A 24575-nucleotide genomic window follows, 5' to 3' on the forward strand; every position below is an offset into this window, starting at 1 on the left:
CCGCGGACTCAGCCCCAGGGCCAGAGCCCCTGTCCCAGCGCCTCGATGGCGATCTCGATCCGCCCGAAGCTCTCGCGGGCACGGGGCACGCTGGCACGGGCACGCAGATACCCGTGCACCAGCCCCTTTTCCTCGACGCAGCACGCCCGCACGCCCGCCTCGCCGAGCCGCTGGCAATATTCGTGCCCGTCATCGCGCAACGGATCGCATTCGGCGACGAAAACCACCGTGGGTGGCAGGTCGGAAAAATCGCGCTCCTGCAGGAGCGCCCAGGTCGGGTCGTCGGCCGGCGCGGACCCCGCAAGGCGGATGTCACGGTAGAAGATCACGTCGTCGCGGCTGAGCATCGGCGCCTGCGCATGTTCGATGAACGACCCCCCGCTCATGTCTCCGCCAAGTTCGGGATAGATCAGCACCTGCCCCAGAATGCCCTCCACCTGCCCGCGCGAATGATGCGCGACCGCAGCGGCCAGGTTTCCGCCGGCGCTGTCCCCGACAAGCACCAGCCCGCCCCCGTGGTGCCGCGCCGCCCAGAGCGTCGCGGTCCGGCAATCGTCGAAGGCGGCCGGGTGGGGATGTTCCGGGGCAAGGCGATAATCCACCGACACCACGCGAAAACCGGTGCGGGCGCAGATCTCGGCGCAGATGTCATCATGGCTGTCCAACCCGCCGAGGACAAAACCGCCGCCATGGAAATACATGACCGTGCAGGTCGGCTGGCCGGCCTCACAGATACGGACGGGCACGCCCCCGGCGCTGTCGTCGCGCACCGTCACCCCTTCGGGGCGGCCGCGATGGAAGGCCCGGCACATGCGATCATAGGCGCGGCGCTGCCCGGCGATGTCGGCGGCACCCGGCGGGAAGAAAGATTCCGTCCGGCGGATGAACTCCCGGGTTTCCTCGTCGAGCAGCCGCGCGTAATCCGCCATCACTCCGCGGACTGTTCCGCCCATTCCCAGGGCCGGGTGAACGCCCCCAGAACCTGCGCGACCTCGGCCTCGTCGGCACCGTTGCGCTTCAGCTGCGCCACCAGGCCGCGCTTGCGGTCGTCGATGACCGACACCACCCGTGCCGGCAGGCCGGCCTCTTCCAGAGCTGCATTGTAGACCCGCGCGATCGCCAGCTTGCGCAGGTCGGGCTTGAACACCTTGCCGACGGCGGTCTTGGGCAGCTCATCGAGGATGCCGATGAATTTCGGCCGGGCGGCGCGTTCATGCACGTGAACGCGGCAATGCTCCATCAGCTCCTCGGGCGTGACCGAGGCGCCCTCGACCAGTTCCACATAGGCGCAGGGAATTTCCCCGGCATGGGCGTCGGGCTGGCCCACGGCGCCGGCAAAGGCGACGGCCTCGTGGCCCAGAAGAGCCTCCTCGATCTCGGCCGGGTCGATGTTGTGGCCGCCGCGAATGATCAGATCCTTCGCCCGCCCGGTGATCCACAGATACCCGTCCTCGTCGATCCGGCCCAGATCGCCCGTGCGCAGATAGCTGTCGAAATGATAGAGGTCGCGATTCTTCTCTTCCTCGGTATAGGTATGGCCGGGCCAGACGCCGGGATTGGCGACGCAGATCTCGCCCACCTCGTCCACCGCGCATTCCTGCGGGCCGTCGGGGGTGGTCTTGAGAATCTTCACATCCGTATAGGGAAACGGGATGCCCACCGAGCCGATCTTCTTCACCCCGTCCACCGGGTTGCACGACACCAGACAGGTCGCCTCGGTCAGCCCGTAGCCCTCGATGATGTTGACGCCGGTGGCCTCCTCGAAGCGGCGGAACAGCTCCACCGGCAGCGGGGCCGAGCCGGAAAACGCGGTCTTGACCGAGCTCACATCGGCATCGACCGGGCGCTGCATCAGCGCCGAGATGGCGGTGGGCACGGTGATGATGAAACTGACCTTCCAGCGCTCGATCAGCTTCCAGAAATTGTCGAACACCCCCTCGCCGCGATAGCCTTGGGGGGTGGGGAACACCACATGCGCGCCACTGGCCACCGCCGCCATCAGGATCACATGCACCGCAAAGACGTGAAACAGCGGCAGCGGGCAGATGATCGTGTCCTTTTCGGAAAACAGCAGCTTCTGCCCCAGCCAGCCATTGTAGATCACCCCCGAATAGCGGTGCTGCGCCACCTTCGGCATCCCCGTCGTGCCACCGGTATGGAAATGGAACGCCACCCGGTCCCGCCCGCTGTCCTCGAAGGTCAGGGCCACCGGCTGCCTGGCCAGCTCGCGATCGAAACGCCGATAGTCGGCATGAGCCAGCTCTTCCTTGTTCGGCATCTTCGGCCGGATGAAGGGCACGATCCACGACTTGGGCGGCGTCAGATAGCGGTTGAGATCCACCTGCAGGATGGTCTCCACCTTCGGGGCGTGGCGCACCGCCTCGTTGACCTTCTGCGCCACGTCCGTCTTGGGAAACGGCGCCAGCGTCACCACCACCTTCGCCCCCGTTTCGCGCAGGATCGAAGCGATCTGCTCGGGTTCCAAGAGCGGGTTGATCGGGTTGACGATCACGGCAATCGCCCCGCCCAGCAGGGTGATGATGGTCTCGTTGCAGTTGGGCAGCACATAGGCCACCACGTCGTTTTCGCCGATGCCCAGCGAGCGGAACAGGTTGGCGGCCTGGCACGACCTTTCCAGCAGCTGCCGCCATGACAGCGTCTCGGCCTTGTCCGTGGGGCCGGACAGAAGCTGGAAACTGACGGCATTGCGGTCGGGAAAGGCCTGCGCCGTCTGCGACAGCATCTGATACAGCGTGACCGGCAGATCCCGCTCTTCCCACGCGGCTTCGGCTTCGATCGACCGCTTGTCTTCCATGCCGGCAAAGGTCATGCGCAATCCTCCCCCATCGCCCCTCGGGGCCGCCATCTTCAACGGATGCTGCAGGATGGCCACAAACCGCCCCCGACGCAAGCATGCCCGGTTCCGAATGACCTTGCGGAACGGCAGATGACGTTGCGCCACTCCCTCTTCCTCTTGCCCGAAAATACTCCCGCCGGAGGCATGCGCGCCGGCACAGGCGCGCATTCGGGAAAACTGCCCCGCTACTCGGCCGCCAGCCCGTCGGTGAACTGCAGCCGCGCCAGACGCGCATACAGCCCGCCGCCGGCCACCAGCTGGTCATGGGTGCCGATGTCCACGATCCGGCCCTGCTCCATCACCACGATCCGGTCGGCCTTCTTCACCGTGGCCAGCCGGTGCGCAACGATCAGCGTGGTCCGCCCGGCACTGAGCGCATCCACCGCCCGCTGCACGGCCAGTTCGCTCTCGGCGTCAAGGGCACTGGTCGCCTCGTCCAGCAGCAGCACCGGCGCATCGCGCAGAATCGCCCGGGCAATGGCGATGCGCTGCTTCTGCCCTCCAGAAAGCATCACGCCGCGTTCGCCCACGAAACTGTCATAGCCCTCGGGCAAGGCGCTGATGAACTCATGCGCCGCGGCCGCACGGGCGGCGGCCTCGACCTCGGCATCGGTGGCGTCAGGGCGGCCGAAACGGATGTTTTCGCGCGCCGAGGCGCCGAAAATCACCGGATCCTGCGGCACCAGGGCGATTTCGCGCCGGAAATCCGCGCGCGCCAGCTCGGTCAGAGCCATTCCGTCCAGCAGCACCTGCCCCCGGTCGGGATCATAGAACCGCTGGATCAACTGGATGATCGTGGTCTTGCCCGCCCCCGAAGGCCCCACGAAGGCCACCGTCTCGCCCGGAGAAACCTTCAAAGACACGCCATCCAGCGCCGCCACCTCAGGCCGGGACGGATAGCGGAAGGTCACGTCATGAAACTCGATCTCGCCGCGCACCGGTCGCGGCAGGGCACGCGGCGCAGGAGGATCCCTGACCTCGTCCTCGGCGGTCAACAGCTCCACCAGCCGCTCGGTCGCCCCGGCGGCGCGCTGCAGCTCGCCCCAGATCTCGGACAGCGCCGCCACCGATCCGGCCATGATCACCGAATAGATCACGAACTGCACCAGCGCGCCTTCGGTCATGATCCCGGCACGCACATCCCGCGCGCCCATCCACAGAACACCGACGATGCCGGTAAAGACCAGGAAGATCACGATCACCGTCAACAGCGCGCGCACCATGATGCGCCGCTGCGAAACCCGATAGGCGGTCTCGGTCATGCGGGCGAACTCCGCCCGGCTGGCATCCTCGTGGGTAAAGGCCTGCACCGTCTGCACCGCGCCCAGGGCCTCCGAGGCATTGCCCGACGAGGCCGCGATCCAGTCCTGGTTCTCGCGGCTGACTGCGCGCAACCGCCGCCCCAGCAGCAGGATCGGCACCACCACCACCGGCACGATCAGCAGCACCATTGCCGTCAGCTTCGGCGAGGTCAGCAGCATCAGCGTCAACCCGCCCACGAACAGCAGCAGGTTGCGCAGCGCGACCGAGGCCGACGACCCCAGGACCGACTGGATCAGCGTGGTGTCGGTGGTGATCCGGCTCAGCACCTCGCCGGTCATGATCTTCTCGTAGAATGCCGGGCTCATCCCGATCACGCGATCGAACACCGCCTTGCGGATATCGGCCACGACCCGCTCGCCCAGTTTCGTGACCAGCGCATAGCGCAGACCGGTGCCGATCGCCAGAACCCCGGCGATGGCCAGCGCGGCAAGGAAATACTGATCCAGAAGCTCGTTGTCCTCGACGCGGAAATTGTCCACGACCCGGCGCACCGCCAACGGCAGACTCAGCGACGTCATCGCGGTCAGCACCAGCGCCGCCCCGGCCCCCGCCATCAGCCCCTTGTAGGGGCGCAGAAACGGCCACAGGGCGCGCAGCCCCCCGATCCGTCTCGAAACCTCGCGTTCCTCGGGGCCCCCGGAAACGGGCGCCGCGGTCTTCGATCGCGCCATTGCCAAACTCCGCTGTCATCGCTCGTCCGGCCGCGGGTCCACCCCGACATCCGCTGCCTTGCCTGGCCGCTTCATGGCGACCGGCGCGGCCGGGGTCAAGCGGTCAAAGCCCCGCAGCCATCGCACATGCGCGTGAGACCCGCCCCCGCCGGGGACTCTCCAGCACCCGAAAAACGGTTTTCTTTCCGCATGTTGTGAACTGGAGCGGGTAGACGGAATCGAACCGACATCACCTGCTTGGAAGGCAGGGGCTTTACCATTAAGCTATACCCGCTCAAGCGCCTTCGCTGCATATTTTACCTGCCTCCGGCCGTCAAGCCGGAAACCCCGCCACCTTCGCCCCCGCCCTTCCTCTTGCCGGAAATACTCCGGGGGAGTCGCGGCTTGCCGCGACGGGGGCAGAGCCCCCGCACCATCCCCCTCAGTTGCAACGCATGTGGCGGCTGCCCTGGCAGGCAAGACTGCGAACGCTCCATGTGCTCTTCAGATAGGCGATGATGGAATCGATCTGCTGATCGGTGAGCTTCTCCTTCCACGCGATCATGCGTTCGTTGCGAGGAGAGCCCTCGCGGATCGTCGCCCGCAGCCCGGCATCCGAATGGTGCCAGGCATGCATGTCGTTGTTCAGCGCCGGTGCCTTGAATCCGAACTCGTCCTGCGCGGTGGGATTGTCGGGGCTTTCGCCGATACCGCCGACCCCATGGCAGGTCTGGCAGGTCTCGGCAAAAAGCGCCTTGCCGGCGGCGATGCGCTCGGGCGTGGCCAGGTCGCTGCCCTCGAAACTGATCCAGCTGACACCGCCATCCCGGCTGAGCAGGATCGCCCCGGTATCCGCCACGCCGTAGATCGTACCGCCGGGGGCCTCCACCAACGCCCGCAAGTAGCGGTCCTCGAACCCGGAGGCAACGGTTGTCCACTCCGCCCCGGCCTCGTCCGCGATCATGAATCCCGTGCCATAGACGAAGGCGCCGACGCGACCACCCGACAGGCTGGCCACCGCCGTCACCGGGTTCTGCGTGACCGCGATCTCGGCCCAGCTTTGCCCGCCGTCGTCGCTGATCCGCAGGCCGGTCATGGTGCCGGCATAGATCCGCTCGGCCCGCGTGCCCGACATCGCCACCGCCAGCGTTTCCTTCGGGGTCGCCCCCGCGCGCACCCATGTGGCACCGCCATCAGAGCTCAGCATGATCTCCTCGGCCAGTCCCGCAACCCGGTCGGGATCGACCCGGCTCACCGAAAGAGAGGTCACCGCCACGCCGTCCCTGCCGTCCGTTCCGGGCAAGGCCGTCCAGCTCCGGCCGCCATCCTCCGAACGCAGGATGCCCCCCGGTTCGCCGTTCTCTCCGAAACCGCTCAACAGCAACCGGCCGGCATCTCCACCCGCCACCGGGGCCAGCCCGACCACGGCCATGGAGACCTGCGGCAGAACTTCGGCAAAGCCATCGGGCGCCGCCCTCAACAACCCGTATTCGGTGGCCAGCAGCACCCGCCCCGGCGCGGTCGGGTCAGGCGCCACGCCGAAGACCGATTGCAGCGCATCGATCGGGCCGCGCCGCGACTGTTGCGCCGAAACCGGCTCCAGGGCCGTCAGAACCGACAGGGCGGCAAACGCGGCGGTCGGGATCAGTTTGCGGATCATGTTCTTCCTTTCCAACGGGCGGACCCGGTCGGCCCGCCATGCCCAGATGGTCGCGCATCTGCCACCGGGGCGGCAGATGCCGGACCTGTTCAAATCGTCACGCAGGGGCCGACCGCAGCCGGCCCCCCCTCCGTCCCCGCGCATGTCTTCGGGGGCAGGTTAGGAATTCCGGCGCGGGCAAGGTCAAGAGGACTCCGGGCCGCACCGGAAAGTTTGCGCCTCATGTCGGGTCAAGCTTCAGCCGATCGTGACCACCGTATCCTCGGTGAACTCGTAAGGCGGCAGATCGAGGTTGCGGGGCGCCGGCCCCTTCCTGATCCGTCCGGCGGTGTCGTAATGCGATCCGTGACAGGGGCAGAACCAGCCGCCCCAGTCGCCGCGCGGGTCGCTTTCCTCCTGGCCCAGCGGGATGCAGCCCAGATGCGTACAGACCCCGATGACCACCAGCCATTCGGGGCGTTGCGCCCGTTCGGCATCGGTGGCCGGGTCGATCAGGTCCGGGTTGTTGTCGTCGGCGCGCGCCATCTCGATCCGCTCGGGCGGGCGGTGGTCGATGAACACGGGCTTGCCGTGCCACTTCACCATGATCCGGGTGCCTACCGGCACATCCGCCAGATCGACCCGAACCGAGGACAGAGCAGTCACGTCAGCCGATGGATTCATGCTGTCGATCAGCGGCCAGACGGCCGCGCCCGTCACCACCGCCCCGGTCGCCGCCGTGGCGTAGTAAAGAAAATCACGTCTGTCGGTGCCGGTGTTTTCCGCATCTTTCGAAACGGTGTCCGAATGTTGCATGTTACACCTCCTCGTCATTTGTCTGCGGCAACCTGTTCACCAGGTCGCCCAGGAACGGATGATCGGGCCGGCATTCGCCGTCGCAGCGCCGGATCAGATCCAGCAGTGCCTCCCGAAGCGATTCGCAGTGCCGCCGCTTTTCCTCCATGCGGTCCAGATGCGCGATGGCCAGCCGGCGAACATCCCGGCTGGAGCGACCTTCGTCCTCGTAGAGCGACAGCAGCGTGCGGCAATCTTCGACCGAAAACCCGACCGAGCGCGCCCGCGCCAGAAAGATCAGCTTGCGGCAATCGTCGGTCCGGAACTTCCGGTAACCGTTGTCCGAGCGATCCGGCCGGATCAATCCGACATCCTCGTAGTAACGGATTGTCTTGCACGGCAATCCGGACGCTGCGGCGACCTGGCTGATATTCATGCCGACCTCCATGTTCTTGCCCGAGGCGACGTTTTCAAGGCGTCTTCAGCCTCGCCCTTCGAATCATGCGGGATACAGCAGGGGGAAGGTCAACAGGGAAAGCGCATTCCCGCCTGCGGTTCTGCGCCCGGATCGAAGGGGGGCGGATTCTCCTTGACCTTCCGGTGGGAGGACCCCCTACCCACGGGGTCGGGCGCCGCATGGAAGCGGCCGGCACAAGAAGGAAACGAATGGATGAACTGGCTTGCGGAAAACTGGATACTGGTTCTGCTTGGCGGCGGAATGGTTGCAATGCACCTTTTCGGCCACGGTCATGGCGGAAAGGGCGGCAAGGGCGGAGGCTGCGGGCCCAGCTGCAGCAGCAAGAATGACAAAGCCCGGCCGGCCGACGAGGTGGCCGAGGCGGAAGATATCCGCCGCCCGTCCTGACGGCGCCGCCGCCGGTCCTGCGAAACGGCGGCCAGGTAACCACGGGCCTGCGGGCGTGATCCCCACGAAGGGATCACGCCCGGCCTGTTCCTACCCCCCCTGTTCGGAGAGGGCCTTCTCGATGATACGGCGCCGCGGGTCGTCCTGCGCCAGGTCGGCGGCCAGCCCCTGGGCCTTGCGATAGGCCTCGACGGATTTTTCCGTCTCGCCCAGAACCCGATAGGCATTGCCCAGCTTGAGCCAGCCGTCCAGATCGTCGGGCTGCTCGGCCAGGCGCGTGGCCAGGCGGTCCACCATCGAACGGATGAAAGCCTGGCGCTCTTCCTCGCTCATCTGGCCGGCTGCGGCGACATCTCCGGCCGACGGCCCCGGCGCGGCCTGCGGAACCGAAACCGGCTCGGCCCCGATCCGGCTGGCCAGAGCGTTGGCGCGGCCGGCCACCGGGTCCATCCACGGCACATAGGCCGTTTCCTGCTCGACCCGCTCCTTGAGCATGGTATAGGCCTTTTCCAGTTCGCCCGACTGCTCGTATGCCATCGCCTTGTAATAGATCGCGGCCACGTTGTCGGGCTGCATCTTCAGCGCCAGGTCCAGCGCCGCCTCGGCCTTCGGCGAAACGATGCCGTCATCCACGCGGATCAGGATTTCCGCGTAATAGGCGTAGATCTCGGGCCCGATGGCGTCGCCGCCCCGCTGGATCAGGGTGGAGATCGCCCAGGCGGCCTCCTCCGGCTGACCGGTTTCCATGTAGGTCCGCGCCAGCATCACCCAGCCTTCCGGGCGCAGCTCGCTGTCGGAAAGAAGCCTCTCGCGCAGCCGTGCGATCAGAACCTGAAGCTCCTGGGCACGGGTGCGCTCTTCCTCGCGGTCGGCAAAGCGGAGCGAGGGCAGATCGGGATGGCCGAGCCGATAGTAGATCCCGCCGCCGATCGCCGGCACCGCAAGCGCCGCGACAAGGACCAGCCACTTGCCGCCGCTGCCGCCTTCGCGGGTTTCGGCACCGCGGGGTGCGCGGATCATCCGGCGCTTGATCTCGATCCGCGCGGCCTCGGCATTGGCCGGGGTGATGAGGCCGATGGCCTCGTCACGGTCGATTTCCTTGAGCTGGTCCACATAGACGGAGTGTTCCCGCCCCGCGAATTCGGCCCTTTGCCGGGCCCGCAGCAGCGGGATCAGCAGGGTAAGGGTCGTCAGCGCAATCATCGCCGACGCAATAAGCCAGAAAGTCAACTGTCTGCCTCCGCCTTTTCGTTCTGTATGATTTTCTCGATCTGGGCCAGTTCCTCTTCGCTGAGTTGACCCGGACCCGCCGCCGCCTGCCGGTTCACGCGCCTGACCAGCACGAAAATCCCGGCAGCACCGGCTGCGGCGATCACGAAGGGCGCAAACCACAGCGCCCAGGTTTCCGGCTTGAAGGGCGGCTTGAGCAGAACGAAATCGCCATAGCGCGCAACCAGGAAGTCGAAGATTTCCTGGTCCGTGTCACCGGCCACCAGGCGTTCGCGGATCAGGATCCGCAGGTCGCGCGCGATGCCGGCATTCGAGGTGTCGATGGATTCGTTCTGGCACACCACGCAGCGCACCTGGGCCGAGATCTCCCGCGCCCGCGCCTCGAGCACCGGATCGTCGAGGATTTCGTCCGGCTCGACCGCCAGCGACAGGATCGGAGCAACGCCGATCAGAATCGCCGCGACAAGAAAACGAAGTCGTCTCATTTCCCGGCCTCCTTCCACCCGGCTTCACGCAGCGCCGACATCACCTTCTTCTGGGCGTCCGCGCCGATGATCGGCCCGACATAGCGATAGACCACCGTACCGTCTCCGCGGACGATGAAGGTCTCGGGGACGCCGGTCAGGCCCCATTCGATCGCCACCCGGCCATTGAGGTCGAAGCCGATGCGCGAATACGGGTTGCCGAGGTCGGCAAGCCAGTTGCGGGCGTCCTCGGCCTTGTTCTTGTAGTTGATCCCGTACAGCACCACGCCCTTTTCCCTGACCAGCCGGGACAGCACGGCGTGCTCGGCCTTGCAGGGCACACACCACGACGCGAAGACGTTGACCAGAACCGGCGGCCCGCCGGCGGTCAGGTCGGCCCTTTTCAGCCCCGGCACGTCCACGCCCGGAATCGGCGGAAGGTCGAATTCCGGCGCCGGCTTCGAGATCAGGGCTGACGGAACCTCCTTGGGGTTGCGGTCGGCCCACAGGCCCCACAGGGCGAACCCCCCGATGCCCAGGGCGACGACCAGCGGCAGAAACAACAGAAAGCGTTTCATCCGTTTTCCTCATTCAGCCGGGGTGGGTGCCATGGCGGTGCGCCGTTTCTTCCGGGCCGGGGCTCCGACCCGCAGCCGCCGGTCGCTCAGCGACAGGACCCCGCCCAGCATCAACAGCAGCGAGCCAAGCCAGATCAGCCCCACCAGCGGTTCGTAGACCACGCGCAACGTCCACTTGTCGCGGATGTTTTCGTCGGCCGGTTCGCGGATCGACGTATAGAGGTCGCCCGCCGGAGTCGAATAGATCGACGATTCGGTGGTCGAGGATCCGGCGATCGTGTAGTTGCGCCGCTCCGGGTAAAGCGTGGTGATCGACTTGCCGTCCTTTTCCACCTCGAGGATGCCGCGAGTGGCGATGTAGTTCGGTCCCTTGACGTCCTCGGCCCCGCGGAAGGTCAGGTCGAACCCGGCAATCTCGACCGTGGTCCCCGCCTCGGCAAAGGTGGTCACTTCCGATTTCCACGCGGTGGAGCCGACCATGCCGAAGATCAGCACCCCCAGGCCGGCATGGGCCAGGGTCATGCCGTAATGGGACCGCGGCAGGTTGCGGGCGCGGCGCATGGCCTCTGACAGCGGAACCTGGCCCAGCTTGATCCGCCAGGCCCATTCCTGAACCGACGAAATCAGCAGGAAGGTGGCCGTCAGCAGCGCCAGAGCGGCAAGGATCGGGCCGTTGGTGGTGACGTACCAGGTCACGATGCCGACGCCCAGCGCCACTACTGCCGCCCATTTCAGGCGATCGGCGATCCCGCCCAGATCCGCCCGTTTCCATGACAGGAACGGCCCGATTCCGGCGAGAATGACCATGGGCAGCATCACCGGCACGAAGGAGGCGTTGTAATAGGGCGGTCCGACCGAGATCTTCTCGCGCGTCAGCGCCTCCAGCACCAGCGGATAGAGGGTGCCGAACAGCACCGTCGCCGCGGCAGTGGTCAGCAGAAGGTTGTTGATGAGCAGCCCCGTCTCGCGACTGACCGGACGGTAGAGCCCACCGCCCTCCATCGCCGGGGCACGCCAGGCGAACAGGGCCAGCGACCCGCCCACCGCGATGACCAGCAGCAGCAGGATATAGAAGCCGCGCGCCGGGTCGGTGGCGAAGGCGTGAACGCTGGTCAGCACCCCCGAGCGCACCACGAAGGTCCCCAGCAGGCTGAGCGAGAATGTCAGGATCGCCAGCAGGATGGTCCAGCTCTTGAAGGCATCGCGCTTCTCGACCACGATGGCCGAGTGCAGCAGCGCGGTGCCCACCAGCCAGGGCATGAAGGACACGTTCTCGACCGGATCCCAGAACCACCAGCCGCCCCAGCCCAGCTCGTAATAGGCCCACCAGGACCCCAGCACGATGCCTGCCGTCAGCAGCGTCCAGGCCGCCAGCGTCCAGGGCCGCACCCAGCGCGCCCAGGCGGCGTCGATGCGCCCTTCGATCAGCGCCGCCACCGCGAAGGAAAACACGATCGAGAAGCCCACATAGCCCAGATAGAGGAACGGCGGATGCAGCGCGATGCCGATATCCTGAAGCAGCGGGTTCATGTCGTTGCCGTCAAGCGGCGGGTTCGGCACCCGGGTGAACGGGTTCGAGGTGAACAGCATGAACGACAGGAAGCCCACCGAGATCCAGCCCTGCACGCTCAGCGTCCGGGCGCGCAGGGCGTCGGGGATGTTGGCCCCGAACAGCGCTACGCCGCCGCCGAAGATGGTCAGGATCAGCACCCACAGCAGCAACGAGCCCTCATGGCTGCCCCATGTGCCGGCGATCTTGAAGATCATGGGTTTGAGCGAATGCGAGTTCGCCACGACGTTCAGGACCGTGAAGTCGCTGACCACGAAGGCCCACATCAGGGCCGCGAATGCGATCAGGACGAGCACGAACTGGACAAGCGCCGTGGTCGTCCCCAGCCGCATCCAGGTCAGGTTGCCGCGTGACGCGCCGATCATCGGGATCGTGCTCTGAACGAGCGCAACCCCCAACGCCAGCGCCAGCGCCAGATGGCCGATTTCAGGAATCATCTTCTGCTTTCCTCATGTGCGAAGCTCCGGGCGCTCTGGCGCCTAGCACTTCCAGTGGGTGGAATGTCAATGACCGGCGCGCAAGAACGGCGCAGATCGCGGAATTTTGTTCGAAACGGTATCGCAACCTCCGGTTTTCGTCGAAATGACACCTTGATCCGGTGCCCGGACCGCCGCTGCGGGGCGGGTTCGTTCATGATCTGATGCTGGATCGCGTACAATCAAACCTCCTGCATGTCCCGGTGCCGCCGGAGAAAGGCGCGTTCGTAGATGAAGACCAGTGCCATGCCGGTCGCGGCATAGACGACGATCATCGGATCCGACTGCCATTTGAGGGTGGTGAACGCGGCCAGGACGACCGCGTCGAGGGCCAGTGCCGTCAGCAGGATCCACGCGCGTACCGCGATCTGTCCGCGCAGGTTGCGCCACACGCCCCAATGCACGGCCATGTCCATCACCAGATAGAAGAAGGCGCCGAGCGAGGCGATTCGCGACAGGTCGAACAGGACCGTCAGAAGCCCCGCGATCACGACGGTATAGACGAGGGTGTGCGACTGGATCGGCCCGCGCATGCCAAAGTGGCGATGCGGGATCATCTTCATGTCGGTGAGCATCGCCAGCATCCGCGACACGGCGAAGACGCTTGCGATCAGCCCCGAGGCGGTGGCCACCATCGCCAGCGCCACGGTCAGGTACAGCCCCGCCTGCCCCAGCATCGGCTCGGCCGCTTCGGCCAGCGCATAGTCCTGCGCCGCGGCGATCCGCTCGGGCGGCAGGCTGGAGCCTACGGCGAAGGCGACCAGCAGATAGACCACCGCGCAGACCGCGATCGAGATCATGATGGTGCGCCCCACATTGCGGTGCGGATCAACGATCTCGGCGCCGCTGTTGGTGATGGTGGTGAAGCCCTTGAAGGCAAGGATCGACAGCGCCACCGAGGCCACGAAGCCGCCGGGCGCGAAATCGGCCCCCGTCCCGGCCCCGATCCCGGCCCGCCAGGTCGCCCCGCTGGCCCACAGGGCGGCGATGCCGAACACGGCGATGCCCCCGATCTTGAGCGCGGAAAGGATGATCGACCACATCCCCACCGACCGGTTGCCCGAGGCATTGACCAGCCAGGCGAGAACGATCAGTCCCACGCCGATGATCGGCACCAGCGGACCGCCCGAGATGTCGAAGGGCCGCAGGGCATAAGCCGCGAAGGTCCGCGCCACGAGGCTTTCATTGATGACCATCGACAATGCCATGAGAAGCGAGGCCGCAGCCGCGACCGTTCCGGGCCCGTAGGCGCGGGTCAGGATCATGGCGATACCGCCGGACGATGGCCACGCGTTGGACATTGCCACATAGGTATAGGCCGAAAAGGCGGTGACAATGGCGCCTGCGACAAAACTTAGCGGAAACCACGGCCCGGCCAGCCCGGCGATCTGCCCGGTCAGCGCGAAAATGCCCGCGCCGATCATCACGCCGGTGCCCATGGCAACGGCGCCGGTCAGTGTGATCGACCCGGCCTTCAGGGCGGCGTCATGTCCGGTTCCGCGCTCTTCCATCGGGGTCTGCCTTTCCTTCCCTCTCCATGCGGCGCGACCTCACGGACGCGCCATTTCCTTGCCCCGGCCGATCCGCCGGGCCGGGCGGTGCGCCCCCGGCGGAGTGCCGGGGGCGCGGGCCTTCAGGGCAGAGCCACCATCTGGTGCCCCACGTCCTCGACCTTGATCTCGCCCTCGGCCTTCATCGTCGCCTGATCGACGATCCAGACCTTGGGCTCTTCGCGGCTGGACACGAACAGCTTGCCCGTGCCCGGCACGACGGTCAGGTGATAGGGCGCCGGCGCCAGCGGGGCGCTGCGCTGCTCTTCGCTGGCCAGATCTATCGCCACCAACCTGTCACTTCCCTGACCGGCGACGAACAGCGTGTCTCCTCGTTCGGACAGGTCGATGCCGTGCAGCTCTCCGCCGATCTGCCATTTGTCGGTCACCTTGCCCGAGGCCAGATCGACCCGAACGACCCCGCCGGCGTCGCCATCGATGACGAAGGCCGCCGAACCTTCCCCGTTCAGCACCAGGTGTTCAGGCGCCTCGGCGATCCTGGCGTTTCGCGTCACGAAGCCTTCCTCCACGTCGATCTGGCTGAGCGTGCCGTTGCCCGAGTTGGAAACATACACCGACTTGCCGTCCGGCGCGAAGACGGCATAGTTCGGCATCGGCCCCGTCGCGATGAAGCCCTTGAAGGACAGGGTTTCCAGGTCGATGAGCGACACGCCGCCGCCGGCCGGGTGGGTTGCCACCGCATAGCGCCCGTCGGGCGAGACGGCCGTGTGGTGGACGGCGCCGGGCACCTCGATCCGGCGCACGATTTCGCCGGATTTCCTGTCGATGATGGAAACCAGGCTCAGCCCCATGTTGTCCGGCATCGCGCCCTTGGGCTTCTTGGCGTGATGGGCGGCGTGATCGGCCTTGCTCACGCTCTTGGGCTTGTCCATCTGCCCCATGTCTTCGCGGTCGATCTCGGTAAAGCTGCCGGCGACGAGATATTCCGAACCCGGCGCACCGCCCAGGCCGTGAACCGCCTCCAGACCTTCGATGCGCGACGTGATCTCTCCGGTTTCTGCCTCGACGACGAGGACCGAGTTGGCGTTGCCGTCCGGGATGTAGACCGTGCCCGCAAGGGCCGCAAACGGCGCGGCAAGCGCGAAGACGGATGCTCCGACGAGAAGTTCGAGACGTTTCATTTCTTCTTCCTTTCTTCGACTGGAACCCGAACCCTTGCCGGCGCGCCGAGCGTTGCCCGGTAAAGCACCGCCATGAGGACGGGGGTCAGGATGAGAGTTGTCACAATGGCCAGCATTTCGGCCTCCATGGGTGGTGAGTCGGGAAGGGAGTCGCCCCCCGCGCGCGGGCTGCCGCGGGAAACGGCGCGCCGACGACGGTGGAATTGGGGTATGCGAACATTTTCTCTCTCCCCGGTTCGAGGACCGCGCGGCGCGCGGCAGTACCATCCGGGCCCGGCAGCATCAGCCGCCGCCGGGGCCGGAAATCGGACTCAGGAGAGGTTGGGAGGATGCGGCAGCGGGGGCGCGTTCAGCCCGGGATGCGGAACGCCTTCGCCGGCGCGGGAAACGGTGGTGGAAACGGGCAGGAACCGGACCGGAGCCACGCCCGGAACGACGGCCTGGCAATCGGAATGCAGGATGCAGTCCGACGCCGAGGCGGGCAGGACGGCATCGTCATCGCCATCTCCGCCGGTCATGTCGGGAACGGAAACCGCGTGGGCCGCGACATTCTCGGCCGGCATCGGGGCGGCATGGCCCGGAAGCGCCGCCAGAACGATGACCGCCAACAGCAGCGCGGACAGGACGAATCGCGCCACGGCGGCAATGCCGCCCGGCCTCTCCGTCATTTCCCGCCACCCGTCGAACGTCATCTCGAATCCCTTCACGTCCCGGCGCAGACTATTGCACCCCGCCGCCTTCACCTTGATCTTGCTCAACCTGCGCGCGGGGTCCGCCGGAGCCGGAGCTGCGCCGTTTCCATGCCGCCCAGATCAGCGGCGCGCCGGTGACCAGCCCCAGCAGCAGAACCGGGATCATGCCCCGCGCACCCTCCGACCCGGCCAGTTCGCCACCCAGATGCGCGAGGACGAAACTGGCCGGCAGGATACCCGCCAGCGTCGCCACCGCAAAGCGCCACAGCTGCAGCCGCGTCAGGCCGGCCGCATAGCTGACCATGTCGAAGGACACGAACGGCATCAGCCGGCTGAGGAACACGGTGACCATCAGCGCGTTCTGCGACCCGAACAGGCCGGCATCGAGCCGGTCTCCGAACCATTTCCGCACCGCGTCGCGCCCGGCGAAGCGGGCGATCGCGAAGGCGATGATCGCGCCCAGCTCGGCCCCCGCGGCCACCGCCACCGTACCCAGAACATGCCCGTAGGCCGCACCCGCCGCCACCGCGATCGGGGCGCTCGGCAGCGGGCTGACGACCACGGCCACGGTCATTAGGGCAACGACCAGAAGCGGCCCCCAGGGGCCGGCCCCGTCGATCAGGGCCCGCACGCTCTCGCGGGTCAGAACGGAGCCGAGGGCACCGCTCCACCACGCCCAAGCAAGAAGGCCGATGCCTCCGGCCGCCAGCACGGCCAGCAGCGTGCGCAGCCTGTGTGCCGGGCGTTTCAGATCGGCCCCTCCCGTTCGATCGGATGCCACTATCGTGGACATGGTCGAATTCCCGCACCTATTTTGCGAGGTATTTCGCCAGCGCGACAATCCCCACGACCGCGAGCACGACGATAATCAGCATCCAGATACCACCAAATCCCATCATCGCGATGCTCCTTGTTGCGTTCGAAGCCGAAGGGGTGCCGATCGGCCCGGTTGTCCTGCCGGTGATATGGGAACCGCTCCTGCCCGATTTCCACCCCTCCCCCGGATCAAGTTGTATCGGACTGTCGCAAGCGCGCGATTTGTTACAATCGGATACAAAAATGACCGACCGGCGCCCCCGCCATCCACGCTCCTGCCCGCGCCGGGCGCGGTGTTTTGGCGCAGCCCGGCACCTTCCGCCCCCGACTTGACCTTCGTCAATTTTTCGCGGCTCCACAGGGCGTATCCGGCTTGCGACGAAACGAATCTCCGGACCACGCAGGTCGTGACTGGCATGATGAAAACTGCGGCACTGCTCGTTCGCCGGCTTTTCATGGCACTGGCGATCGTCATGGCGGCGATCGCCCCCGGCCTGGACGCGATCGGCGACATCACGCCGGTCGGACACGAGGCCGTCGTCGCCGATCACGGCCCGGCCGAGCCGGGCCACGGCCATGAATGCGGCCCGGTGGAAAGCTGCTCGGTCGCGGCAATCGCCGCGCCCGATACATGGCAGACGCTGGACCTTTCGGCCGAACGCCAGCCGGTGACGCAGCTTCACCTGACAGACCTCTGGCATCCCGCCCCCACTTCCCCGGTTCCGATCTTCGTCGGCTGACACGTTCAAACCGACCACTCTGCATCTCTCTGGAACTGGACGAAAACCATGAATACCATCAATTCCCTGCGGCTTGCCGCACTGGCAGGGCTGATTGCCTCTGCCGTCACCCTCCCCGCCTTTGCCTCGGAAGGCCATGACGAAACGGCCGCCAAGGAAGAAACCGTGGCCGATGGCGACAATCACGGCCCCGAGGTCACCCGGCTGCTGCTGCCCAACATGAACAGCGCCCGCGGCATGGACCTCTTCATCGGCAAGGGGTGCTACACCTGCCACGCGGTCAACGGCGTCGGCGGGCATGATGCGGCCGCGCTGGACGCCCACGACATGGACGAGGTGATGAACCCGTTCGAACTGGCCGCGCGCATGTGGCGGATGGCCTCGATCATGATCCCGGCGCAAGAAGAGGCGCTGGGCGAACAGATCGAGTTCACCGGCGACGAGCTGTCCGACATCATCGCCTTCCTCCATGACGACCAGCAGCAGCACAAGTTCACCGACGACCTGCTGAGCGAAGAGCAGATGGCGGCGATGAACCACGAACATGGCGGCATGAAGGCCATGGAAGCGCATGAGGAAGAAATCGGCCATGCCGATGGCGGCGCCGGCGGGCACGGCGACGGCGATGGCGATGGCGAGGCGGGCAATCACGACGAGAAGGTGAACTGACCCCCTTCGCAGGAACCCGATCGGCGCGTCCCCTCCGGGGCGCGCCGATTTTCCTTCGCGACGGATGCGCGCAATATCCCGTCTCCGGCTTTTCCGAAGGCCGCGCGCAACATATGTAGCAGGAGACGACACCGCACGGAGAACATGATGCGCCGCCTGCCCTGCCCGCCCCTGGCCCTGCGCCTTCCGATCCTCCTGATCCTTCTGGTCCTGCCGCTACCCTCGCTGGCCGGCGAAGACGTCTGGAGCGCGCGCCGGGCGTGGGAAGCCGCAAAAAGCGGAGAGCTGATCCTCGTGGATCTGCGCACGCCCGAGGAATGGCGCGACACCGGCGTGCCCGAGGGCGCTTGGCCGATCAATCTCTATGACCGGAACTTCGGGCTCTACATCTCGAAGGTGATCGGCAACAACCCGGACCGGACCATCGGCCTGATCTGCGCCACCGGAGGGCGCAGCGCCTATGTCCTGTCGGCGCTCAGGCGCAACGGCGTGGCCAACGTCATCGACGTGCGCGAAGGGGTGATGGGCTCGGCCGCCGGGCCGGGCTGGAAGGCCGCCGGCCTGCCGATGGTTCCCCCCGAAGAGGCGCTGGAGGCAATGCCTGCGGACTTCACCGCCCACTGACGCGCCCCCCGAAGGCGGGGCACCGCCGCCCGACGACAGCAGAGAATGATGCGCCCTGCCGCTATTCGGTCTTGTCGGTCTTGCGCGCCTCGCGCACCAGCCGCTTCATCTCGTCGAGCGGTATGATCCCCGGCGCCAGCGCCGAGCCGATCACGAAGGACGGCGTGCCCTGGAATCCGAGCTGCTGCGCAAGCTGCATCGAGGTGGCGATGTGCTCGTCGACCTCGGGCGATTTCATGTCGGCGCGCAGCTGCTCCAGGTCCATGCCCAGCCGGGCCGCGATCTTCATCACGCTGGCCTCGTTGGCGCGGCCGCGCAGTTCCATCATCGCCCAGTGGAATTCCTCGTACTTGCCCTGCTTGCGCGCGGCCAACGCAGCACGCGCGGCAAAGACCGAGCCTTCGCCGAGGATCGGCCACTCGCGGTAAACCAGGCGGATGTTGCCGTCCTGCCCCACCAGCGTCTTCACGTCGGGGGCGGCCCGGCGGCAATAGGGGCAGTTGTAGTCGAAGAACTCCACCACCGTCACGTCACCGTCGGGGTTGCCAAGCACCGGCGCGTTCGGATCATGGGTCAGGCGGTCGCGCTGCTTGGTCAACACGTCCCTCGCGGCCTGTGCCTTGGCCTGTTCCTCGCGCTGCTGGAGAATCGCCACCGCCTGCATGATGATGTCCGGGTTCTCCAGTATCGCCTCGAGCGCAAGGCGCTTGACCTCGGCTTCGGTCATTTCCTTCGCCATCGCCACCGGCGCACTCGCCAGAAGAACCAGGGCGAGGCAGATCCGCAGGATTCGTTTCATTTCAGTTCCCTCTCAGTGCTTCGGCCCCGCCCCCTGCGCGCAACCGCCGGGGGCATGGCCGGAATGTTGCGCAGATCAGCCCCGCGCCGCCAGATGGGCGTCGAGATCGTCGAGCCGGTCCTGTCCCCAGAACCGCTCGTCATCCGCATTGACGATATAGAATGGCGCACCGAAGGCCCCTCGGGCAACCGCTTCTTCGGTGTTGGCGGCATAGGTTTCGGCCCCGACCAGAAGCCCGCTGTCGGCAAGCGACGGATCGAATCCCGCCTCCTCCAGACAGGCGCGGATCACCGCATCGTCGGCCACGTCCCGGTCCTCGGCCCAGCAGGCCCGGGTCAGCGCGTGTACCAGCCGCCCCATGTCGCCGCCGCCGGCATTCGCCGCGGCAATGACCGCATAGGAGGAGGGCGCCGGGTTGGTCGGCCAGTGACGCGGCGCGGGATTGAGCGGCAGACCGGCCTTGCGCGCCTGCCGCCGCAATTCCTGGAGGCGGTATTCCTGCCGGGCCGACGCCCGCTGATCGGGCGGCACGCCGCCCGTACGGGCAAAGACCGCCAGCAGATCCACCGGCTTGTAGGCGATGGTCGCCCCGTGCCGCGCCGCGATCTCTTCAAGCCGCGTCGCCGCCAGATAGGTATATGGCGAAATCGTCGCAAAGAAGTAGTCGATATCGGCCATGCACTTTTTCTCCTCCCGGCACCTTTGCGTGACCGTAAGCCCGTGTTAAGCGGTGTCAACATCACGAATCTGTCACCTTGTGATCGCTGCCCCGGGGAAAATCTGAAAATGCCGTCTCGCAACGAACCCAAGCTCATTGCTGGGAACGCAAATCTGCCTTTGGCCCGCGCCATCGCCCGGCGCATGTCCATTCATCGCGGCGTGACCGTGGGCCTCGTGGATGCCCGGGTCGAACGCTTCAACGACGGCGAGATCTTCGTCGAAGTGTTCGAGAACGTGCGCGGCGAGGACATGTTCATCATCCAGCCGACCTCGAACCCGGCCAATGACAACCTGATGGAGCTGCTGGTGATGACCGACGCGCTGCGCCGCTCCTCGGCCCGGCGCATCACCGCGGTAATCCCCTATTTCGGCTATGCCCGCCAGGACCGGCGGGCACGGGCGCGCACGCCGATCACCGCCAAGCTGGTGGCCAACATGCTGACCGGCGCCGGGATCGAGCGGGTCCTGACGCTGGACCTGCACGCCACGCAGATCCAGGGATTCTTCGACATCCCCGTGGACAACCTCTATGCCTCGCCGGTCTTTGCGCTGGACATCAAGACCAATTTCAAGGACCGGATGGACGAACTCATGGTCGTGTCGCCCGACGTGGGCGGCGTCGCGCGGGCGCGCGAACTGGCCAAGCGCACCGGGTCGCCCCTGGCCATCGTGGACAAGCGCCGCGAAAAGCCGGGCGAGGTGGCCGAAATGACCGTGATCGGCAATGTCGAAGGTCGCACCTGCCTGATCGTGGACGACATCTGCGACACCGCCGGAACCCTGTGCAAGGCGGCCCAGGTGCTGATGGAAAGCGGCGCCAGGGAAGTGCACGCCTATATCACCCATGGCGTGATGAGCGGCCCTGCGGTCGAGCGGGTCACGGACTCGGTCATGAAATCGCTGGTCCTGACCGATTCCATCCAGCCCACCCCGGCAGTGCAGAACGCGGCGAATATCCGCATCGTGCCCACCGCACCGCTGTTCGCTCAGGCGATCCTGAACATCTGGAACGGCACCAGTGTCTCGTCTCTGTTCAGCGACGAGACCCTCGTTCCGATCTACGAATCCTTCTACTCCCCCCTGTAGAGCGTATCGCGCCTGATCGCATTCACCGGGCCCCCGGGCAGCTTCGGTCAGCGCACGTCCCAGTCGTCGTCGCTGGCCAGTTCGCCGATCGCCATCCACGCCACCCGGACCCTGGCCACATGCGTGTCCAGCCAGGTGCGAAAGACGATCTCGAAGGCCTGTTCGGTGATGTTCTCGCTCACAATCTCGGCCCGCATGGCCGAGGCCGTGTCCACATCCCACAGCGAAACGCCAAGATGAACCGCCGGCGGGCGCAGGAAGGGCCGGGAAAAACGGATCAATCGGCGCCGCTCGCGCGGGCCCTCGCCGATCCACATCTCGCCGCCATCCTCGAAATCCGAGAACAGCGCCACATCCCCCTGATCCACGCCGATGAGGTGACTTCTGAGTTCCTTCATTCCCGCCCCTGAAGGTCGATCTGCCCGGTTTCTCCGGGTGACGTTACGGCAGAAGAACAACCTTGGCGGAACATGTCAAAGCAAAACCGGCCCCTGTCTTGCAGGAGCCGGTCGCGTTTCTCTGCTCGGCCGGGTCGCGGCCGGCCCGATCTAGATGCGGATATGGTCGCCCAGAGCCTCCATGTCCGCCAGAAGCTTGGCGGCATCGTCCACTAGGTTGGGCTGCTCGCCGGTGGCCTGCTGCGCCGCCTCGTAGCGGGCGCGAGCCTCGGCCACCATCTCGTCCAGATGGGCGCGGGTCATCTCGTCCACCGGAATCGCCTTTTCCGCCAGCACCGACAGGCTGTCAGCGCGGATCTCGGCAAAGCCGCTGGTGACGACATATTCCGACGTCCCCTCGGGCCCTTCGACCCGGACGATGCCCGGGCGCAGGGTGGTGATGAGGGGGGCATGATCGGGCATGACCGTCATGTCCCCTTCCACACCGGGGATCAGGACCGCGCTGGCCTGGAGCGAAGCAAGGCTGCGCTCCGGGCTGACGAGGTCGAATTGCATGCTGTCTGCCATCAGGGGGCTCCTCAGGCGGCTTCGGCGGCCATGCGCTCGGCCTTGGCGATCACGTCCTCGATGCCGCCGACCATGTAGAAGGCAGCCTCTGGCAGGTGGTCGTATTCGCCGGCGACCACGGCCTTGAACGACTTGATGGTTTCCTCAAGCGGCACCTGCACGCCGGGCGAGCCGGTGAACACCTGCGCCACGTCGAAGGGCTGCGACAGGAAGCGCTGGATCTTCCGGGCGCGGGCCACGACCAGCTTGTCCTCTTCGCTCAGTTCGTCCATGCCGAGGATGGCGATGATGTCCTGCAGCGACTTGTAGCGCTGCAGGATCCCCTGCACGTCGCGCGCGACCTGGTAATGCTCTTCGCCGACGATCGCCGGATCGAGGATCCGCGAGGTCGAATCGAGCGGGTCCACCGCCGGGTAGATGCCCAGCTCCGAAATCGCCCGGCTGAGCACCGTCGTCGCGTCGAGGTGCGCGAACGAGGTCGCGGGTGCGGGGTCGGTGAGGTCGTCGGCGGGCACGTAGATGGCCTGCACCGAGGTGATCGAGCCCGCCTTGGTCGAGGTGATCCGCTCCTGCAGGGCGCCCATGTCGGTGGCAAGCGTCGGCTGGTAGCCCACCGCCGAGGGGATCCGGCCGAGAAGTGCGGATACCTCGGAACCGGCCTGGGTGAAGCGGAAGATGTTGTCCACGAAGAACAGCACGTCCGTGCCCGACTGATCGCGGAACTGCTCGGCAAGCGTCAGGCCGGTCAGCGCCACGCGGGCCCGCGCCCCCGGAGGCTCGTTCATCTGGCCATAGACCAGCGCCACCTGGGATTCGGACAGGTTGTCGGGGTTGATGACCCCCGATTCGATCATCTCGTGATAGAGGTCGTTGCCCTCGCGGGTGCGCTCGCCCACGCCGGCAAACACCGAATAGCCCGAGTGCACCTTGGCGATGTTGTTGATCAACTCCATGATCAGAACCGTCTTGCCCACCCCGGCGCCGCCGAACAGGCCAATCTTGCCGCCCTTCGAGTAGGGTGCCAGCAGGTCAACCACCTTGATGCCGGTGACCAGGATTTCGCTTTCGGTGGACTGTTCGACGAATTCCGGCGCCGGCTGGTGGATGGCGCGGGTTTCGGAGGCATCGACCGGGCCCTTTTCGTCCACCGGCTCGCCGACCACGTTCAGGATCCGCCCCAGCGTGGCGTCGCCCACCGGGACCGAGATCGGAGCGCCGGTATCCTCGACTTCCTGACCGCGGACGAGGCCCTCGGTCGCGTCCATCGCGATGGTACGAACGGTGTTTTCGCCCAGGTGCTGGGCCACTTCGAGAACCAGCCGCTTGCCGTGGTTGTCGGTGGTCAGGGCGTTCAGGATTTCCGGCAGCTCGTCGTCGAACTGAACGTCCACCACGGCGCCGATCACCTGAGTGATTTTGCCTTTTGCTTTTGCCATCTGTTTCGTCTCCGGTTGTCTCTTACAGCGCCTCGGCGCCGGAAATGATTTCAATCAGCTCGTTGGTGATCACGGCCTGACGCGAGCGGTTGAACTGGATCGTCAGCTTGTCGATCATCTCGCCCGCGTTGCGGGTGGCGTTGTCCATGGCGGACATCCGCGCCCCCTGCTCGGACGCACCGTTTTCCAGCAGCGCGCTGAATATCTGCGTGGCCACGCCGCGCGGCAGCAGCTCGGCCAGGATCGCGTCCTCGTCGGGCTCGAAATCATAGACCGTGCCCGCATCCCCCCCCGCCTCGACCGAGGCCGGGATGATCTGCAGCGCCGTCGGCTCCTGCGTCACCACGTTGACGAACTTCGAGAAGAAGATCGTGGCCACGTCGAATTCGCCGGCGTCGAAACGGGACAGGATGTCCCGGGCGATGCCCTGGGCGTCCCTGTAGCCCACGCGCTTGACCTCGGTCAGATCCACGTGGCCCACGAACAACTCGCCATATTCCCGCTTGAGCTGATCGCGGCCCTTCTTGCCGACGGTCAGGATCTTCACGGTCTTCCCCTGCGCCTGCAACTGGGCGATGCGCTGCTTGGCCAGGCGGGCGATGTTCGAGTTGAACCCGCCGCACAGCCCGCGTTCGGCAGTCATCACGACCAGCAGGTGAACCTGGTCGCTACCGGTCCCGGCCAGCAGTTTCGGCCCGCCTTCGCCGACCGAGGCCGCCAGCGCCGCCAGAACCGCGTTGAAGCGTTCCGTGTAGGGGCGTGATTCCTCGGCAGCCTCCTGGGCGCGGCGAAGCTTCGCCGCGGCCACCATCTGCATGGCTTTGGTGATCTTGCGGGTCGATTTGACCGACTCGATCCTGTTCTTGAGGTCCTTCAGACTTGGCATGGT

General features: G+C 66.3%; 26 protein-coding genes and 1 tRNA gene. 5 read left to right on the top strand and 22 right to left on the bottom strand.

Features of this window, described 5'->3' with window-relative positions; genetic code table 11:
• Positions 1-8: 8 nt before the first annotated feature.
• From ACZ5CM_RS11730 to ACZ5CM_RS11760, 7 genes are all read right to left on the bottom strand, one after another.
• Positions 9-929, bottom strand: coding sequence for an alpha/beta hydrolase (locus ACZ5CM_RS11730; protein WP_464638954.1), 921 nt, complete (start codon positions 927-929; stop codon positions 9-11).
• Positions 929-2830: an acyl-CoA synthetase gene (locus ACZ5CM_RS11735; RefSeq protein WP_464638956.1), complete on the bottom strand. Its 1902-nt coding sequence runs from the start codon at positions 2828-2830 to the stop codon at positions 929-931. Before ACZ5CM_RS11735 ends, ACZ5CM_RS11730 begins: the two co-directional genes overlap by 1 nt.
• 212 nt (positions 2831-3042) lie before the next feature.
• Positions 3043-4851: an ABC transporter transmembrane domain-containing protein gene (locus ACZ5CM_RS11740; RefSeq protein WP_464638958.1), complete on the bottom strand. Its 1809-nt coding sequence runs from the start codon at positions 4849-4851 to the stop codon at positions 3043-3045.
• A gap of 200 nt (positions 4852-5051) precedes the next feature.
• Positions 5052-5125, bottom strand: a tRNA-Gly gene (locus ACZ5CM_RS11745).
• A gap of 147 nt (positions 5126-5272) precedes the next feature.
• A complete protein-coding gene (locus ACZ5CM_RS11750; RefSeq protein WP_464638960.1) occupies positions 5273-6490 on the bottom strand; it encodes a c-type cytochrome in 1218 nt (405 codons plus the stop codon).
• Positions 6491-6727: 237 nt separating this feature from the next.
• Positions 6728-7285, bottom strand: coding sequence for a ubiquinol-cytochrome c reductase iron-sulfur subunit (gene petA, locus ACZ5CM_RS11755; protein ID WP_464638962.1), 558 nt, complete (start codon positions 7283-7285; stop codon positions 6728-6730).
• A 1-nt stretch (position 7286) separates the two neighbouring features.
• Positions 7287-7700, bottom strand: a complete 414-nt coding sequence (locus ACZ5CM_RS11760) for a MerR family transcriptional regulator (RefSeq protein ID WP_464638964.1) — start codon at positions 7698-7700, stop codon at positions 7287-7289.
• A gap of 234 nt (positions 7701-7934) precedes the next feature.
• On the opposite strand from ACZ5CM_RS11760, the gene ACZ5CM_RS11765 reads away from it, so the two are divergent.
• Positions 7935-8129 carry a hypothetical protein gene (locus ACZ5CM_RS11765; RefSeq protein ID WP_464638966.1) on the top strand — a complete coding sequence of 65 codons (195 nt, stop codon included), beginning with the start codon at positions 7935-7937 and terminating at the stop codon, positions 8127-8129.
• A 90-nt stretch (positions 8130-8219) separates the two neighbouring features.
• On the opposite strand, the gene ccmI is transcribed toward ACZ5CM_RS11765, so the two are convergent.
• The 9 genes from ccmI to ACZ5CM_RS11810 all read right to left on the bottom strand — a co-directional run bounded on the left by ccmI (position 8220) and on the right by ACZ5CM_RS11810 (position 16624).
• Positions 8220-9359 carry a c-type cytochrome biogenesis protein CcmI gene (gene ccmI, locus ACZ5CM_RS11770; RefSeq protein WP_464638968.1) on the bottom strand — a complete coding sequence of 380 codons (1140 nt, stop codon included), beginning with the start codon at positions 9357-9359 and terminating at the stop codon, positions 8220-8222.
• Complete coding sequence (locus tag ACZ5CM_RS11775) at positions 9356-9844, bottom strand: cytochrome c-type biogenesis protein (protein WP_464638969.1); 489 nt, start codon at positions 9842-9844, stop codon at positions 9356-9358. Before ACZ5CM_RS11775 ends, ccmI begins: the two co-directional genes overlap by 4 nt.
• Positions 9841-10401 (bottom strand): DsbE family thiol:disulfide interchange protein, encoded by a 561-nt coding sequence (locus ACZ5CM_RS11780; RefSeq protein ID WP_464638970.1) that lies wholly within the window; start codon positions 10399-10401, stop codon positions 9841-9843. Before ACZ5CM_RS11780 ends, ACZ5CM_RS11775 begins: the two co-directional genes overlap by 4 nt.
• Positions 10402-10410: 9 nt before the next feature.
• A complete protein-coding gene (locus ACZ5CM_RS11785) occupies positions 10411-12408 on the bottom strand; it encodes a heme lyase CcmF/NrfE family subunit (RefSeq protein WP_464638971.1) in 1998 nt (665 codons plus the stop codon).
• A gap of 221 nt (positions 12409-12629) precedes the next feature.
• A complete protein-coding gene (locus ACZ5CM_RS11790) occupies positions 12630-13958 on the bottom strand; it encodes an APC family permease (protein WP_464638972.1) in 1329 nt (442 codons plus the stop codon).
• Between the two features lie 122 nt (positions 13959-14080).
• Positions 14081-15139 (bottom strand): YncE family protein, encoded by a 1059-nt coding sequence (locus ACZ5CM_RS11795; protein ID WP_464638973.1) that lies wholly within the window; start codon positions 15137-15139, stop codon positions 14081-14083.
• Positions 15136-15267: a hypothetical protein gene (locus ACZ5CM_RS11800; protein ID WP_464638974.1), complete on the bottom strand. Its 132-nt coding sequence runs from the start codon at positions 15265-15267 to the stop codon at positions 15136-15138. The genes ACZ5CM_RS11795 and ACZ5CM_RS11800 overlap by 4 nt, the downstream gene beginning before the upstream one ends.
• A 183-nt stretch (positions 15268-15450) precedes the next feature.
• Positions 15451-15897: a hypothetical protein gene (locus ACZ5CM_RS11805; protein WP_464638975.1), complete on the bottom strand. Its 447-nt coding sequence runs from the start codon at positions 15895-15897 to the stop codon at positions 15451-15453.
• Positions 15860-16624, bottom strand: coding sequence for a TVP38/TMEM64 family protein (locus tag ACZ5CM_RS11810; RefSeq protein ID WP_464638976.1), 765 nt, complete (start codon positions 16622-16624; stop codon positions 15860-15862). The genes ACZ5CM_RS11805 and ACZ5CM_RS11810 overlap by 38 nt, the downstream gene beginning before the upstream one ends.
• Positions 16625-17102: 478 nt before the next feature.
• On the opposite strand from ACZ5CM_RS11810, the gene ACZ5CM_RS11815 reads away from it, so the two are divergent.
• From ACZ5CM_RS11815 to ACZ5CM_RS11825, 3 genes are all read left to right on the top strand, one after another.
• Positions 17103-17387 carry a hypothetical protein gene (locus ACZ5CM_RS11815; RefSeq protein ID WP_464638977.1) on the top strand — a complete coding sequence of 95 codons (285 nt, stop codon included), beginning with the start codon at positions 17103-17105 and terminating at the stop codon, positions 17385-17387.
• A 48-nt stretch (positions 17388-17435) separates the two neighbouring features.
• Entirely contained in the window at positions 17436-18056 is a 621-nt protein-coding gene (locus ACZ5CM_RS11820; protein WP_464638978.1) for a c-type cytochrome, read from the top strand.
• Positions 18057-18200: 144 nt separating this feature from the next.
• Positions 18201-18680 carry a rhodanese-like domain-containing protein gene (locus ACZ5CM_RS11825; protein WP_464638979.1) on the top strand — a complete coding sequence of 160 codons (480 nt, stop codon included), beginning with the start codon at positions 18201-18203 and terminating at the stop codon, positions 18678-18680.
• Between the two features lie 61 nt (positions 18681-18741).
• Here the strand turns inward: ACZ5CM_RS11825 and ACZ5CM_RS11830 are convergent, their stop codons facing one another.
• Together ACZ5CM_RS11830 and ACZ5CM_RS11835 are read right to left on the bottom strand one after the other, a co-directional pair.
• The gene (locus ACZ5CM_RS11830; protein ID WP_464638980.1) at positions 18742-19479 is read right to left on the bottom strand and encodes a DsbA family protein; all 738 of its coding nucleotides are present in this window, start codon (positions 19477-19479) and stop codon (positions 18742-18744) included.
• Between the two features lie 75 nt (positions 19480-19554).
• Positions 19555-20157 carry a DsbA family protein gene (locus ACZ5CM_RS11835; RefSeq protein WP_464638981.1) on the bottom strand — a complete coding sequence of 201 codons (603 nt, stop codon included), beginning with the start codon at positions 20155-20157 and terminating at the stop codon, positions 19555-19557.
• 108 nt (positions 20158-20265) lie between these two features.
• Between ACZ5CM_RS11835 and ACZ5CM_RS11840 the strand changes: the two genes are divergently transcribed.
• Complete coding sequence (locus tag ACZ5CM_RS11840) at positions 20266-21285, top strand: ribose-phosphate pyrophosphokinase (protein WP_464638982.1); 1020 nt, start codon at positions 20266-20268, stop codon at positions 21283-21285.
• 47 nt (positions 21286-21332) lie between these two features.
• On the opposite strand, the gene ACZ5CM_RS11845 is transcribed toward ACZ5CM_RS11840, so the two are convergent.
• From ACZ5CM_RS11845 to ACZ5CM_RS11860, 4 genes are all read right to left on the bottom strand, one after another.
• Positions 21333-21683: an H-type lectin domain-containing protein gene (locus tag ACZ5CM_RS11845; protein ID WP_464638983.1), complete on the bottom strand. Its 351-nt coding sequence runs from the start codon at positions 21681-21683 to the stop codon at positions 21333-21335.
• Positions 21684-21833: 150 nt separating this feature from the next.
• Positions 21834-22250 (bottom strand): F0F1 ATP synthase subunit epsilon, encoded by a 417-nt coding sequence (locus tag ACZ5CM_RS11850; RefSeq protein WP_464638984.1) that lies wholly within the window; start codon positions 22248-22250, stop codon positions 21834-21836.
• An 11-nt stretch (positions 22251-22261) separates the two neighbouring features.
• The gene (gene atpD / locus ACZ5CM_RS11855) at positions 22262-23686 is read right to left on the bottom strand and encodes a F0F1 ATP synthase subunit beta (protein ID WP_464638985.1); all 1425 of its coding nucleotides are present in this window, start codon (positions 23684-23686) and stop codon (positions 22262-22264) included.
• A 22-nt stretch (positions 23687-23708) separates the two neighbouring features.
• Complete coding sequence (locus ACZ5CM_RS11860; protein ID WP_464638986.1) at positions 23709-24572, bottom strand: F0F1 ATP synthase subunit gamma; 864 nt, start codon at positions 24570-24572, stop codon at positions 23709-23711.
• Positions 24573-24575 lie beyond the last annotated feature (3 nt).

This window comes from Piezobacter thermophilus, assembly GCF_055386745.1.